The sequence below is a fragment of the Thioalkalivibrio sp. ALJ24 genome (genome assembly GCF_000377785.1).
In the GTDB taxonomy this organism is placed as follows: Bacteria; Pseudomonadota; Gammaproteobacteria; order Ectothiorhodospirales; family Ectothiorhodospiraceae; genus Thioalkalivibrio.
Genome location: NZ_KB898724.1, coordinates 148,441 through 162,164, shown reverse-complemented (window position 1 = coordinate 162,164; position 13,724 = coordinate 148,441). Strand labels below are relative to the sequence as shown.

Here is a 13,724-nt window from a genome sequence, read left to right as displayed (position 1 = left end):
AGTCCCTTGTCAGGCGCGAGCGAGCGTCACCGGCTCGCCCGGGGCACCAAGGCGGGCCGCGGCGCCACCCGTTAGGGTGATCGCCATGCCCGGCGGTACGGAGTCATCGAGCACAAGCGTCAGTTCGGCCTCGCCCTGACCCTGTTTCACCCGAACGCGGCCACCATCCGGGATTCCGGCGGCGGACTCGGGATGGACCCGTACCGCGTCCGCCAGCTGCCCCTCGGGGCTCTCCTGCAGCGGGGCCGAACGCCGCACCAGTGGGTCGACAGCGTACAGCGAACGCGACGCCATGCGCAGCAGCGACTTGCCGCCGGGTTGGGCGACCTCGGGCTCCTCCACGTGGACGCGGTTGAGGTTCACGGTGTTGTCGAAACGTACTTCAGCCAGCAGTCCCTTCAGCTCGTCCCGCACCGCCGGCGAGTCGAGGTAGTCGAAACCCTTCTGGCCAAACAGGTTGCCCAGCACGCGCCAGACCTTCCATCCGGGGCGCGCCTCGCCCGGGGCACGGCTGGCGGCGCGATAGCTCTGCCAGCGGCCCTCGACATTCACGAACGTCCCGGAGGACTCGAAGCTGGTCGCCACCGGCAGCAGCACGTCGGCGCAGCCCTGCAGACGTTCGTCGGCGAACGACGCCAGCGCCACCACGAAACCGGCATCGCGCAGGGCCTGCTCGAAGGCAACCGGGTCGTGCCCGTCACGCCCGGGTTCCAGGCCCGCGACCACGAAGGCGTCGCGACCCTGGGCGAGCATCTCCGGCGCCGGGCGTCCGGCCTCTTCCAGCTCGCCGCCGGCGACGCCGCGATGCGGCAGCACGCCAGCCAGCCAGGCACCGGCGGCATTGGCGCCTTCGGCCATGTAGCCCAGATGCGCGCCAGTGTGCCGGGCGATCCAGCCGGCCAGCGCGCGCAGGGTGGCGAACGCCGGGCTGGCCATCGCATCGGCGCCCAGCAGCACATGTCCGTGCTCGCCGTCCAGCAGGGAACGCGCCGCACGCTCGAACGCCTCGCGGGTATCCGGGTCGTCGGTCTCCGCGGCCTTCACGATCTTCTCCAGGCGCGGGGGCAGGCCCTCACCGGCGGCGGCGATGCGTCCGGCGATGCCCGCCAGCGCCATCACCTGGGCATGCTCGTTGCCCACCAGCTGGGCCGTCAGCGGGTAGGTCAGATCCAGCAGCTGATTGTGCACCAGGGTCACGCGGGCGTCGTTGTTGAGCGCGGCCTTGCGCAGGCGATGGGCCAGCAGCGGCTGTTCGCGCCGCGGATTGGTGCCGATCAGCAGCACCGCGTCCGCCTGATCCAGGTCTGCGATCGGGCTGCCCAGCCACGGGAACAGCGGCGCCGCGTCATCGTCACGGAAATCCTGCTGCGTCATCCGGTGGTCGATGTCGCGCACGCCCAGCCCGCGCAGCAGTTTCTGCCCGAGGTAGTGCTCCTCAAGCGACAGCGACGGGGAAAACAGAGCGCCGATGCGCTCCGGGGCCACCTTGCGCAGGCCTTCCACCGCATGCTGCAGGGCGGTCTCCCAGTCCACGTCCTGCCACTGGCCGTCGCGCTTGATGCGCGGGGTGGTCAGGCGGTCCTCGGCATACAGCCCGGCGTAGGAGAAACGATCACGGTCGGAGATCCAGGTCTCGTTGACCGCCTCGTTATCGCGCGGCACCACGCGCATGACGCGACCGTCATAGGTGTGCACCGACACGTTCGAGCCGACACCGTCATGCGGCGCGATGCTCGGGGCCTGAGCGTACTCCCAGGCCCGCGCCCCGTAGCGAGACGGCTTGGCCGTGAGCGCGCCGACCGGACACAGATCGATTACGTTGCCCGAGAGCTCGTGCGCCACCGTCTTCTCGACATAGGTCCCGATGCGCATGTCTTCGCCGCGCCCGGTAGCCCCCAGTTCGCGCACCCCGGCGATCTCCTCGCCGAAGCGCACGCAGCGGGTGCAATGAATGCAGCGGGTCATCTCGGTCTCGATCAGCGGACCAATATCCTTGTCGTGCACCACGCGCTTGGCTTCGGTGTATTGCGAAACGGACTCACCATACCCCATGGCAACGTCCTGCAGTTCACACTCGCCACCCTGGTCGCAGATCGGGCAATCCAGCGGGTGATTGATCAGCAGGAATTCCATCGTGTTCTTCTGCGCGGAAATCGCGAGGGGTGAACGGGTGTACACCTTCATCCCGTCCATCACCGGCGTGGCACAGGCCGGCAGCGGCTTGGGGGCACGCTCGACCTCCACCAGGCACATCCGGCAATTCGCGGCCACGGACAGCTTCTTGTGATAGCAGAAGCGCGGGATCCGGATATCGGCCTCGTCCGCAACCTCGATGAGCATGGTGCCCTTGGGCGCCTGCAAGGTCCGCCCGTCGATCTCGACGGTGACCAGATCCTGTGGCTGATCCTGACTCATGTTCGATTCCTGCTGCGTGTGCGCGACGGGGCGATCAGGCGGCGCTGGCCACCGGGCTCCGCCCGTGCTGGATGTAGTGTTCGAACTCGTGACGGAAATGCTTCACGAAACTGCGCACCGGCATCGCGGCGGCGTCCCCCAGGGCACAGATGGTGTGCCCCTCGATCTTGCTGGCCACGTCGTCCAGACGCTCGAGGTCTTCCGGCCGTCCCTGACCCTCGACGATGCGGGTCAGCATGCGGTAGAGCCAGCCGGTGCCTTCCCGGCAAGGGGTGCACTGGCCACAGGACTCCGAGTAGTAGAAGCGCGAGATGGTCTGCAGCGCCTTCACCATGTCGGTGGTCTCGTCCATCACGATCACTGCGCCGGAACCCAGCATGGATCCGGCCTGGGTGATCGAGTCGTAATCCATGTTGGTCTGCAGCATGGTGTCGCCCGGCACCACCGGCACCGAGGACCCCCCGGGGATCACGGCCTTGAGCTGGCGACCGTTCAGCACGCCGCCGGCCATCTTCAGCAACTCGCGGAACGGCGTGCCCAGCGGGACCTCGAAGTTGCCCGGGTTGTTCACGTGGCCGGAGACGGAGAACAGCTTCTCGCCCCCGGACTTGGGCACCCCCAGGTCGGCAAACCACTGACCGCCATTGCGGATGATCGACGGGATCGAGGCCAGCGACTCGGTGTTGTTGATCGTGGTCGGCTTGCCGTAAAGGCCGAAGTTGGCCGGGAACGGCGGCTTGAACCGCGGCTGGCCCTTCTTGCCTTCCAGGGACTCCAGCAGCGCGGTTTCCTCGCCACAGATATAGGCTCCGGCACCCAGCGAGTTGTACAAATCGAAATCGACCCCGGAGCCGAGGATGTCCTTGCCGAGGTAGCCGGCCTCGTAGGCCTCCCTCACCGCGGCTTCGACGCGCCGGAAGGTCTCGTCCATGAACTCGCCGCGCATGTAGTTGTAGCCGACCGTGGCCCCGATCGCATAGCCCGCAATGGCCATGCCCTCGACCAGCGCGTGCGGGTTGTACATCAGGATCTCGCGGTCCTTGCAGGTACCCGGCTCGGATTCGTCCGAGTTGCACACGATGTACTTCTGCCCGGGCGAGTTGCGCGGCATGAACGACCATTTCATCCCGGTGGGGAAGCCGGCCCCGCCACGGCCACGGAGATTGGAGGTCTTGACCTCCTCGATCACGTCCTCCGGGGCCATCTTGCCGGCAAAAACCTTTTCCAGCGCCTGGTAGCCGCCCACGCTGCGGTAGGTCTCCAGCGAGTTCGGGTTGTCCAGGTGCCGGGTCGCAAAACAGATCTGGTTGGCCATCGTGTCAGGACTCCAGGCCGTCGAGGATCTCGTCCACCCGGTCGGGCGTCAGATTCTCGTAGTAGACGTGGTTTACCTGCATCATCGGCGCGCCACAGCAGGCCGCGAGGCATTCCTCTTCGGGCTTGAGGTAGAACTTGCCATCGGCCGTCGTCTCGCCCAGCCGGATCCCGAGGCGGTTCTCGAGGTGTTCGAGAATGCCGGCGGACCCGCGCAGGCTGCAGGAGATGTTGTTGCACACGGCGATGGTGTGCTTGCCCACCGGTTCCAGCTCGAACATCGAGTAGAACGAGCCGACCTCGTAGACCGCGATGGCGGGCAGCCCGAGGTACTCGGCGACCGCGTCCATCTTGGCGGTCGACAGATGACCGTCCTCGTGCTGCACCGCACGCAGCGCGGCCAGCACCGCGGAGCGCTTCTGGTCCTCCGGATAGCGCTCCAGCCAGTGATCGATCTCCTCGCGCTCGTGGTCGCTCAGTTCGACCCTGTGCTCGGCCGGCTTGTGAAAGGCAACGGGTTTCGGTTCGGCAGCCATCAGCGATCAATCTCCCCGAAGACGATATCCTGGGTCCCGATGATGGCAACCACGTCGGCCAGCATGTGGCCACGCGCCATCTCGTCCAGGGCGGAAAGGTGAACAAAGCCCGGCGGTCGCACCTTGAGGCGATACGGCTTGTTGGCGCCATCGGACACCAGATAGCAGCCGAATTCGCCCTTGGGATGCTCGATGCCGGCGTAGGCCTCGCCTTCCGGCAGGCACATCCCCTCGGTAAACAGCTTGAAGTGATGGATCAGCGACTCCATGTCCGCCTTCATCTCTTCGCGCTTCGGCGGGGTGATCTTGTGATCCTCCAGCAGCACCGGGCCCGGGTTGTTGCGCAGCCAGTCGACGCACTGACGAATGATCCGGTTGGACTGGCGCATTTCTTCCATGCGCACCAGGTAACGGTCGTAACAGTCGCCGTTGGCGCCCACCGGGATGTCGAAATCGAGCTGGTCGTAGACCTCGTAGGGCTGCTTCTTGCGCAGGTCCCATTCGACCCCGGAACCGCGCAGCATCGGCCCGGTAAAGCCGAGCTGCTTCGCCCGGTCCGGATCCACCACGCCGATGCCGACCGTGCGCTGCTTCCAGATCCGGTTATCGGTCAGCAGGGTCTCGTATTCATCGACGCAGCCGGGGAAACGCTCGGTGAACGACTCGATGAAGTCCAGCAGCGAGCCCTGCCGGTTGGCGTTCAACTCGTCCACCACCTCCTGCGACTTCCAGGCTGACGGCTTGAACTTCGGCATGGTGCCCGGCAGATCACGGGCCACCCCGCCGGGGCGGTAGTAGGTCGCGTGCATGCGCGCACCCGAGACCGCCTCGTAGCAGTCCATCAGGTCCTCGCGTTCGCGGAACGCATACAGGAAGACGGTCATCGCTCCGATGTCCAGGGCATGCGCGCCCAGCCACATCAGATGATTGAGGATGCGGGTGATCTCGTCGAACATCACCCGGATGTACTGGGCCCGCAACGGCGCCTCGATCCCGAGTAAACGTTCCATCGCGAGGACGTAACCGTGCTCGTTGCACATCATGGACACGTAATCGAGCCGGTCCATGTAGCCGATCGACTGGTTGTACGGCTTGCTCTCGGCCAGCTTCTCGGTGCCGCGGTGCAGCAGGCCGATATGCGGATCGGCACGCTGCACCACCTCGCCGTCCATCTCCAGCACCAGCCGCAGCACCCCGTGCGCGGACGGATGCTGGGGACCGAAGTTCAGGGTGAAATTGCGAATCTCAGGCATGATCGGCTCCTTCCGCCGGCGCGTCGCCATCGGTGTACCGATGGTCGTCGCGGATCACCTTGGGCACCAGCACGCGCGGCTCGATGGTCACCGGCTGATACACCACGCGCGCCTGTTCGCTGTCGTAGCGCATCTCCACGTGACCGATCAGCGGGAAATCCTTGCGGAACGGATGACCGACGAAGCCGTAGTCGGTCAGGATGCGGCGCAGGTCGGGGTGTCCGGAGAACAGGATGCCGAACAGGTCGAAGGCTTCGCGCTCGAACCAGTTGGCCGAGGCCCAGACCTCCACCAGCGACTCCAGCTCGGGGAATTCGTCGTCCGGCAGCCAGGCACGCATGCGCAGACGGCGGTTGTTCTGCACCGACAGCAGGTGCACCACCACGGCGAACCGCGGCCCGTCCCAGGCGGATTCGCCCGGAGCATCGTCAAAGGTAAAGCGCCCCGAGGTGGCCGCCTGCACGCCGCGGCTGAAACCCTCGCTGGAGGCGTCCTCGGTGGCCCATTCGGACTGACCGTATTCGAGGTAATCGACCCCGCACAGGTCGATCAGGATATCGAACGCGAAATCCTCGTCGTCGCGCAGCGTCTCGGCAATCTCGCGCCAGGCGCCCACCGGCACCTCGATGGTCGCCTCGCCGTTGACCACCCGCACGCCGTCCAGGCGTTCGCCCAGTTTCGCGCGCAGCACATCAATCCAGGTCTGTTGTTCAGCCATCTGCCACCCCGGGTCGCTCAGCGCGCGATCGTGTTCGTGCGCCGAATCTTGTTCTGAAGCTGGATGATGCCGTAGAGCAGCGCCTCGGCGGTCGGCGGACAGCCGGGCACGTAGATATCCACCGGCACGATGCGGTCGCAGCCCCGCACCACCGCGTACGAGTAGTGGTAATAACCGCCACCGTTGGCGCAGGAGCCCATGGAGATCACCCAGCGAGGTTCCGACATCTGGTCGTAGACCTTGCGCAGCGCCGGGGCCATCTTGTTCACCAGCGTGCCGGCGACGATCATCACATCGGACTGGCGTGGACTCGGCCGGAACACGACCCCGAAGCGGTCCATGTCATAGCGCGCCGCACCGGTGTGCATCATCTCCACCGCGCAGCAGGCCAGACCAAAGGTCATCGGCCACAGGGAGCCTGTGCGGGCCCAGTTGATGAGCTTGTCAGCCGAGGTGGTGACGTAGCCCTTTTCCAGAACGCCTTCTATTCCCATTCCAGCGCCCCCTTCTTCCATTCGTAGACAAAGCCAACTACCAGAATCAGCAGAAACAGCGCCATCGCAAGAAGCCCGAACAGGCCTACGGCATCGAGGGAGACGGCCCAGGGAAACAGGAAGGCGATCTCGAGATCGAAGATGATGAAGAGGATGGCCACCAGATAGAAGCGGACATCGAACTTGAGGCGCGAATCCTCGAAGGCCTCGAATCCGCATTCATACGGCGAATCTTTCGCAGCGTCCGCCTTGCGGGGGCCCACGGCCATGCCGATCACCAGGGGCACGATGCCGATCACGATGCCTACTGCGATGAACAGCAGGATGGGCAAATATCCTTCCAGCATGTCTCTCTCCCGTACGCCGCCTCGGGCGGGCAGGTCCACGGGTCGGCCGCACAGGAGGCCGGACCATGGGCGGTTCAGCGTTGCTGGGTGAATGCGCCGGGGCCACGGGCCCTCCGGCGATCGGGCCGGTGCGTTCACCGGTGAGGCAGTCTAGGTGAAGGCGGAAAACGGTGTCAAGCTTCCTGTTGTCGCCAACTTACTGATTATAAAGGATTTAAAATAAAAAGGTTCCGCCCGGAATGCCGGACGGAACCTTTCCTGAAAAATGGTGCAGATGGTGGGACTCGAACCCACACGGCTTGCGCCACTACCCCCTCAAGATAGCGTGTCTACCAATTCCACCACATCTGCCTGTTTCCGAATCGTGGACTTATTGTGGCACGTCCTGCGGCCTTCCGGGCGTGTCGGCCGGTTCGTCGGCCGGCGCCTCTTCCGGATCCATGCCCGGTACGTCGCTCAGCGGGATGTCCTCCTCGACCGCCTCCTCCGGGGTCGGTTGATCCATCAGGCTGCGCGCTTCCGGCTCGGAGGCCGCGATATAGGCCAGCGCCAAGCCGTTGACGAAGAACACCGTGGCCAGGAACGCGGTGGCACGGCTGAGAAAATTGGCCGAACCCTGGGCGCCGAACACCGTGGCCGACGCCCCGCTGCCGAAGGCGGCGCCCGCGTCCGCGCCCTTGCCGTGCTGCATCAGCACCAGCGCGATGATGGCGATGGACACCACCACCTGGACGACGAGGAGAATCCCGTAAATCATTCGCCCGCCCCGGCCGCGGCCCGCGCGATCCCGGCAAAGTTCGCGGCATCCAGCGAGGCACCACCCACCAGCCCGCCGTCGATGTCATCGTGCGCCAGCAGGCCGGCCGCGTTGTCGGCCTTCATCGAGCCGCCGTACAGGATCCGCAGGTCGGCGGCGACGCGCGGGTCGCGGGCCGCCACGCGATTGCGGATGAAGGCATGCACCTCGGCCGCCTGTTCCGGCGTGGCGGTCAGGCCGGTGCCGATTGCCCAGACCGGCTCGTAGGCGATCACCGCATGGTCGAACGACTCGACCCCGGCCGCATCCAGCACGGCATCCAGCTGCTCGCTCACCACCGCCTCGGTGCGGCCAGCCTCGCGCTCTTCCTTCTGCTCGCCCACGCACAGGATCGGGACCAGGCCGGCGGCCTGCGCCGCCTGGTATTTGGCCGCCACCCAGACGCTGTCCTCGTTCTGGCGCTCGCGCCGTTCGGAGTGCCCGACGATCACGTAGCGGCAGCCGATCTCGCGCAGCATCGGCGCGGCCACCTCGCCGGTGTAGGCGCCGGAGGCCTGATCGGAGCAGTCCTGGCCGCCCACGGCGATGGGGCTCGCCGAGAGAGTATCGACCACCTCCGCCAGATATACCGCGGGCGGGCAAACGGCCAGATCGACCGAATCGACGCCGGCCAGCTCCGCCTGGAGCGCGGACAGCAGCTCGCGATTGGCGTCCCGCGAGCCGTTCATTTTCCAGTTTCCGGCGACCAGCGGCTTGCGCATGCGGTGGTTCCTCCTGCGGTGGCCAGGGTTCCATGATTGAGCGGCGGGATGTTACCGGCGCGCCCGGGTCAAATCAACCGGCCGGGGGGCACCCCGGGCCGCCAGGGTCAGGCGACGGCGCGGATCGCCTCGGCGATGCGCTCGGCGGCGGCCCGGGTCTCGCCGGCGTCCTCCGCCTCGACCATCACGCGAATCAACGGTTCAGTACCGGAGGGGCGCAGCAGCACCCGTCCGCGATCCCCCAGACCGGACTCGACTTCGGCGACCGCCGCGCGCACGGGTGCCGCCTCCAGGCGCTCCTGCACTCCGCTTTCCAGACGTACGTTGACCAGCACCTGCGGCAGCTGCGGGATCGCGGCGGCCAGATCCGCCAGCGAACGACCCGTGCGGTGCATCAGGTGGGCCACGAGCAGGCCGGCCACGGTGCCATCACCGGTGGTGGTGTGATCGAGGCAGACGATGTGCCCGGAGCCCTCGCCCCCCAGCATCCAGCCGTGACGGCGCAGCTCTTCCAGGACGTAGCGGTCCCCGACGCGGGCGCGAACGAACGCGATCCCGGCTCGCGACAGCGCCTGCTCGAGTCCGAGGTTGGTCATCTGCGTCCCGACCACACCCCCGCCCAGCCTGCCCTGACGCTGGCGCTCCAGAGCGAGGATGCCCAGGATCCGGTCGCCGTCGACGACCTGGCCGTCGGCATCGACCAGAATCACCCGGTCGCCGTCGCCGTCCAGCGCGATGCCGAGATCGGCGCCGGTCGCCACGACCCGCTCCGCCACCACGTCCGGATGCAGGGCACCCGTGCCCTCGTTGATGTTGTAGCCGTCGGGCGCCGACCCGATCAGATCGACCTCGGCCCCCAGCTCTTCGAACACGTGGGGCGCAACGTTGTAGGTGGCGCCATGGGCGCAGTCGAGGACGATGCGAAGGCCGCGCAGCTCGGAACGCGCCGGAATCGCGCTCTTGCAGAACTCGACATAGCGACCGGCCGCATCGGAGATGCGCACGGCCTTGCCCAGCCGGCGACCGTCGATCGCCTGGGCCGGCTGGTCCAGACGTGCCTCGATCGCCTCCTCCACCGCATCCGGGAGCTTGTCGCCCTCGGGCGTAAAGAACTTGAAACCGTTGTCGTCGAACGGGTTGTGCGAGGCGCTGATGACCACCCCGGCGGTCGCCCGGAAGGTGCGCGTCAGATAGGCCACCGCGGGGGTGGGCATCGGGCCCAGCAGCGCCACGTCCAGCCCCGCGGCGGACAGCCCCGCCTCCAGCGCCGACTCGAACATGTAGCCCGACACCCGGGTGTCCTTGCCCACCAGCACCGGCCCCTGGGTCTGGCCGTTCTCGCCCAGGATCTCGCCCACCGCATACCCCAGGCGCAGCGCGAATTCCGGCGTCATCGGCCACTGGCCGGTGCGCCCGCGGATACCGTCGGTCCCGAAATAGCGCCCCATGCGTTCCTCCCTATGCTCCCTTGCCCCCCGCGCGGGGATCCAGTGCCGAGTATATCGCGAGCGCATCGGCGGTGGCCGCCACGTCGTGCACCCGCAGGATACGCGCACCCTGCTGCGCCGCCAGCAGCGCCGCGGCCACGCTGCCGGTCACCCGCCCCTCCACCGGGCGCTGGCCGAGCAGGGCACCGATCATCGACTTGCGCGAAACCCCGACCAGCACCGACCGCCCGTCCCGGGCAAGGGTCGCCAGCCCGTGGAACAGCGTCCGGTTGTGCTCCAGGGTCTTGCCGAAGCCGAACCCCGGATCCACCACCAGGCGGTCGGCCGGCACCCCCGTGGCCTGCAGTGCGGCACAGCGCTGCTCGAGGAAGGCACGGACCTCGGCGGCCACGTCGTCGTAATGCGGCGCCTGCTGCATGGACTGCGGCTCGCCCTGCATGTGCATCACGCACAGCGCGACGCCGTGATCCCGCGCGGCCGCCACTGCGGCCGCCTCGGCCCCGGGTCGACGAAACGCGTTGACGTCGTTGAGCATCGCCGCGCCGGCCTGCACCGCCTCGCGCATGATCTCCGGCTTCATGGTGTCCAGCGATACCGGCAGGGCGACCTCCGCGGCCAGCGCCTCCAGTACCGGCAGCACCCGGCGGCGTTCCTCCGCGAGCGACACCGGTTCGGCACCCGGCCTGGTGGATTCGCCCCCCACGTCGATCAGATCGGCCCCTTCGGCCTGCATCTGACGGGCGCGCGCGACGGCACGATCCAGCCGCGCATGCTCGCCGCCGTCGGAGAACGAATCCGGGGTCACGTTGAGGATCCCCATCACCCGCGGGCGATCGAGGGGCAGCGGACCATTCGGTCCGTACAGAAGGGGGCTGGCCGTTGCAGGGGTCATCCGTCGTCCCGGGTTCGGCTGAAAAGGTGTCGGGTCACGCACAAAAAAGGCCGCCGCGACAGGGCCACGGCGGCCACGTCATCAACGAGGACGGGGGATCAGGACTGCGGGGCCGGCCCGCTCACCACGCCACGATCGTCGTCGCGCGAATCGTCACTGCCTTCCTCGCCCTCGCCGGTCACCGTGCCGTCACCGCCGCCGGAGGACGTGTCGTCATTCCAGTCGGCGGGTTCGCGCGGCTCGCGACCGGCCATGATGTCCTCGATCTGCTTGTCGTCGATGGTCTCGTATTTCATCAGCGCAGTAGCCATCGCGTGCAGCTTGTCGAGGTTGTCGAGCAGGATCTGACGCGCATGGTTGTAATGCGTGTCGATGATCTTGCGCACTTCCTCGTCGATCGCATTAGCGGTCTCGTCGGACATCTGCTTGGGCTTGCCCATCTGCGGCCCGAGGAACGACTGCTGCTCGTCCTCGCCGTAGTCCAGCGGCCCCAGCTTCTCCGACAGCCCCCACTTGGTCACCATGTTGCGGGCGATCTGCGAGGCCTTCTCGATGTCGTTGGATGCCCCCGTGGTGACCGATTTCTCGCCGAAGATGATCTCTTCGGCCAGGCGCCCGCCGAACAGGCTGGCGATCTGGCTCTCCAGCTTGGTCCGCGAATGGCTGTAACGGTCCTCCTCCGGCAGGAACATGGTCACGCCCAGCGCCCGGCCGCGCGGGATGATGCTGACCTTGTACACCGGATCATGCTCGGGGACGGTCAGGCCCACGATCGCGTGCCCGGCCTCGTGATAGGCGGTCAGCTTCTTCTCGTCCTCGGACATCACCATGGAGCGGCGTTCGGCGCCCATCATGATCTTGTCCTTGGCGCGCTCGAAGTCGCTCATGTCCACCAGGCGCTTGCCGGCACGAGCGGCGAACAGCGCCGCCTCGTTGACCAGGTTGGCCAGATCCGCGCCGGAGAAGCCCGGCGTGCCGCGCGCGATCAGGTGCGGGTTCACGTCGTCGGCGATCGGCGTCTTCTTCATGTGCACGTTGAGGATCTGCTCGCGGCCGCGCACGTCCGGCGGCGGCACCACCACCTGACGGTCGAAGCGGCCGGGACGCAGCAGCGCCTGGTCGAGCACGTCCGGGCGGTTGGTCGCGGCGATCACGATCACCCCCTCGGTGCCCTCGAAGCCGTCCATCTCCACCAGCAGCTGGTTGAGGGTCTGCTCGCGCTCGTCGTGGCCGCCGCCACCCATGCCACCGCCGCGCTGACGCCCGACGGCGTCCAGCTCGTCGATGAAGATGATGCACGGCGCGTGCTTCTTGGCCTCGGCGAACATGTCGCGCACGCGCGAGGCCCCCACGCCCACGAACATCTCGACGAAGTCGGAGCCGGAGATGCTGAAGAACGGCACCTTGGCCTCGCCCGCGATGGCCTTGGCCAGCAGCGTCTTGCCGGTACCCGGCGAGCCGACCATCAGAACACCGCGCGGGATCTGGCCGCCGAGCTTCTGGAACTTGCTGGGATCCTTGAGGAAGTCGACCAGCTCGACGACCTCGTCCTTGGCCTCGTCACAGCCGGCGACGTCGGCGAAGGTCACCTTCACCTGGTCCTCCGACATCAGTTTGGCCTTGGACTTGCCGAAGGACATCGCACCCTTGCCGCCGGCACCGCCACCCTGCATCTGCCGCATGAAGTAGATCCACACGGCGATCAGCAGCAGGATCGGGAACCAGCTGATAAGGATGCTCATCAGCAGGCCGCGTTCGGCTTCCTCCTCGGCGTTGATCTCGACGTTGTAGTTGAGCAGGTCGCCGATCAGTCCCGAATCGTTCGGGTTGACGGTGGAGAACCGCTCGCCGTCGGCCATCTGCCCGGTGATCTTGTCACCCTCGATGGTGACATTGTCCACGCGACCCCCCTGCACCTGCTGGATGAACTCCGAGTAGGTGATGCTGCGGGTCGCCTGTTCTTCGGGATCCGGCGCGAAGTTGTTGAAGATGGACATCAGGACGATGGCAATCACCGCCCAGATGATCAGATTCTTTACCAGGCCATTCAAAACGACACCTCAAAAGCTGTGCTGGGCCGAACGCATATCCACGTAAACTAATGGATCGTTACACATCCCGTGGGTTCCGCGCCAATACATACACTTCACGTGAGCGGGGACGCGAGGCCTTCGGCTTGCGCACCTTTACCTGCGCAAAGGACCGTCGCACCTCGGCAAGAAAGGCATCCGAGCCCTCCCCCTGGAACAGCTTGACCAGGAACGCCCCGTTCGGTTTCAGCACCCGCAGCGCCAGCTCCAGCGCCAGCTCGCACAGGTGGATCGACCGGGGCTGATCCACGGCATCCGTACCGGTCAGGTTGGGGGCCATGTCCGAAAGCACAAGATCCGCACCCTCTCCACCCAGGGTCTCGAGGATGCGCTCCAGCACCTCGTCCTCGCGGAAATCTCCGGTCACGATCTCCGCACCCGGCACCGGATCCATCGGCAGGATGTCCGATGCCACCAGCACCCCCTTGCGGCCGATGCGGCCCGCCGCGTACTGGGTCCAGCCACCGGGGGCCGCGCCCAGGTCCACCACCCGCATCCCCGGGCGCAGCAGGCGGTCGCGCTGATCCAGCTCCTCGAGCTTGTACACCGCGCGGCCGCGATAGCCCTCCTGCTGGGCACGCTGGACGTACGGGTCATCGAAATGTTCTTTCAGCCAGCGCTGGCTGGAGCGACTGCGCTTAGGCATCCCCCGCTCCCCGGTTTCGTGCCGGTAAGGGCGTGCTACACTCCGTGCGTTTC

At 66.7% G+C, this 13,724-nt stretch carries 13 protein-coding genes and 1 tRNA gene; all 14 read right to left on the bottom strand.

From position 1 onward, the window contains the following. Positions 1 to 9: 9 nt before the first annotated feature. Positions 10 to 2,415, bottom strand: coding sequence for an NADH-quinone oxidoreductase subunit NuoG (gene nuoG, locus D571_RS0100765; protein ID WP_018934768.1), 2,406 nt, complete (start codon positions 2,413 to 2,415; stop codon positions 10 to 12). A 34-nt stretch (positions 2,416 to 2,449) separates the two neighbouring features. Further along, complete coding sequence (gene nuoF / locus D571_RS0100760; RefSeq protein ID WP_018934767.1) at positions 2,450 to 3,730, bottom strand: NADH-quinone oxidoreductase subunit NuoF; 1,281 nt, start codon at positions 3,728 to 3,730, stop codon at positions 2,450 to 2,452. Positions 3,731 to 3,734: 4 nt separating this feature from the next. Next, positions 3,735 to 4,265: an NAD(P)H-dependent oxidoreductase subunit E gene (gene nuoE / locus D571_RS0100755; RefSeq protein WP_018934766.1), complete on the bottom strand. Its 531-nt coding sequence runs from the start codon at positions 4,263 to 4,265 to the stop codon at positions 3,735 to 3,737. After that, entirely contained in the window at positions 4,265 to 5,518 is a 1,254-nt protein-coding gene (locus D571_RS0100750; RefSeq protein WP_018934765.1) for an NADH-quinone oxidoreductase subunit D, read from the bottom strand. The genes nuoE and D571_RS0100750 overlap by 1 nt, the downstream gene beginning before the upstream one ends. After that, positions 5,511 to 6,236, bottom strand: coding sequence for an NADH-quinone oxidoreductase subunit C (locus D571_RS0100745; protein ID WP_018934764.1), 726 nt, complete (start codon positions 6,234 to 6,236; stop codon positions 5,511 to 5,513). The genes D571_RS0100750 and D571_RS0100745 overlap by 8 nt, the downstream gene beginning before the upstream one ends. A gap of 17 nt (positions 6,237 to 6,253) precedes the next feature. Continuing rightward, positions 6,254 to 6,730: an NADH-quinone oxidoreductase subunit B family protein gene (locus tag D571_RS0100740; protein WP_018869962.1), complete on the bottom strand. Its 477-nt coding sequence runs from the start codon at positions 6,728 to 6,730 to the stop codon at positions 6,254 to 6,256. Beyond that, positions 6,721 to 7,077, bottom strand: coding sequence for an NADH-quinone oxidoreductase subunit A (locus D571_RS0100735; protein WP_018869963.1), 357 nt, complete (start codon positions 7,075 to 7,077; stop codon positions 6,721 to 6,723). The genes D571_RS0100740 and D571_RS0100735 overlap by 10 nt, the downstream gene beginning before the upstream one ends. Before the next feature lie 266 nt (positions 7,078 to 7,343). Next, a tRNA-Leu gene (locus tag D571_RS0100730) sits at positions 7,344 to 7,428 on the bottom strand. Positions 7,429 to 7,447: 19 nt separating this feature from the next. After that, complete coding sequence (gene secG / locus D571_RS0100725; RefSeq protein ID WP_018934763.1) at positions 7,448 to 7,834, bottom strand: preprotein translocase subunit SecG; 387 nt, start codon at positions 7,832 to 7,834, stop codon at positions 7,448 to 7,450. Further along, on the bottom strand, positions 7,831 to 8,595 hold the full coding sequence (gene tpiA / locus D571_RS0100720) for a triose-phosphate isomerase (RefSeq protein WP_018934762.1): 765 nt from the start codon (positions 8,593 to 8,595) through the stop codon (positions 7,831 to 7,833). The genes secG and tpiA overlap by 4 nt, the downstream gene beginning before the upstream one ends. A 107-nt stretch (positions 8,596 to 8,702) precedes the next feature. Continuing rightward, positions 8,703 to 10,043 (bottom strand): phosphoglucosamine mutase, encoded by a 1,341-nt coding sequence (gene glmM / locus D571_RS0100715; RefSeq protein WP_018934761.1) that lies wholly within the window; start codon positions 10,041 to 10,043, stop codon positions 8,703 to 8,705. A gap of 10 nt (positions 10,044 to 10,053) precedes the next feature. Then, positions 10,054 to 10,935, bottom strand: coding sequence for a dihydropteroate synthase (gene folP, locus D571_RS0100710; RefSeq protein ID WP_038046548.1), 882 nt, complete (start codon positions 10,933 to 10,935; stop codon positions 10,054 to 10,056). 98 nt (positions 10,936 to 11,033) lie between these two features. Further along, complete coding sequence (gene ftsH / locus D571_RS0100705; protein ID WP_018934759.1) at positions 11,034 to 12,986, bottom strand: ATP-dependent zinc metalloprotease FtsH; 1,953 nt, start codon at positions 12,984 to 12,986, stop codon at positions 11,034 to 11,036. Positions 12,987 to 13,044: 58 nt separating this feature from the next. Beyond that, entirely contained in the window at positions 13,045 to 13,671 is a 627-nt protein-coding gene (gene rlmE, locus D571_RS0100700; RefSeq protein WP_018934758.1) for a 23S rRNA (uridine(2552)-2'-O)-methyltransferase RlmE, read from the bottom strand. Between the last annotated feature and the right edge of the window lie 53 nt (positions 13,672 to 13,724).

Bases quoted from the DNA above. Each gene is read 5' to 3' on its own strand.
- nuoG (WP_018934768.1), bottom strand. From the start codon at position 2,415: ATGAGTCAGGATCAGCCACAGGATCTGGTCACCGTCGAGATCGACGGG.
- nuoF (WP_018934767.1), bottom strand. From the start codon at position 3,730: ATGGCCAACCAGATCTGTTTTGCGACCCGGCACCTGGACAACCCGAAC.
- nuoE (WP_018934766.1), bottom strand. From the start codon at position 4,265: ATGGCTGCCGAACCGAAACCCGTTGCCTTTCACAAGCCGGCCGAGCAC.
- D571_RS0100750 (WP_018934765.1), bottom strand. From the start codon at position 5,518: ATGCCTGAGATTCGCAATTTCACCCTGAACTTCGGTCCCCAGCATCCG.
- D571_RS0100745 (WP_018934764.1), bottom strand. From the start codon at position 6,236: ATGGCTGAACAACAGACCTGGATTGATGTGCTGCGCGCGAAACTGGGC.
- D571_RS0100740 (WP_018869962.1), bottom strand. From the start codon at position 6,730: ATGGGAATAGAAGGCGTTCTGGAAAAGGGCTACGTCACCACCTCGGCT.
- D571_RS0100735 (WP_018869963.1), bottom strand. From the start codon at position 7,077: ATGCTGGAAGGATATTTGCCCATCCTGCTGTTCATCGCAGTAGGCATC.
- secG (WP_018934763.1), bottom strand. From the start codon at position 7,834: ATGATTTACGGGATTCTCCTCGTCGTCCAGGTGGTGGTGTCCATCGCC.
- tpiA (WP_018934762.1), bottom strand. From the start codon at position 8,595: ATGCGCAAGCCGCTGGTCGCCGGAAACTGGAAAATGAACGGCTCGCGG.
- glmM (WP_018934761.1), bottom strand. From the start codon at position 10,043: ATGGGGCGCTATTTCGGGACCGACGGTATCCGCGGGCGCACCGGCCAG.
- folP (WP_038046548.1), bottom strand. From the start codon at position 10,935: ATGACCCCTGCAACGGCCAGCCCCCTTCTGTACGGACCGAATGGTCCG.
- rlmE (WP_018934758.1), bottom strand. From the start codon at position 13,671: ATGCCTAAGCGCAGTCGCTCCAGCCAGCGCTGGCTGAAAGAACATTTC.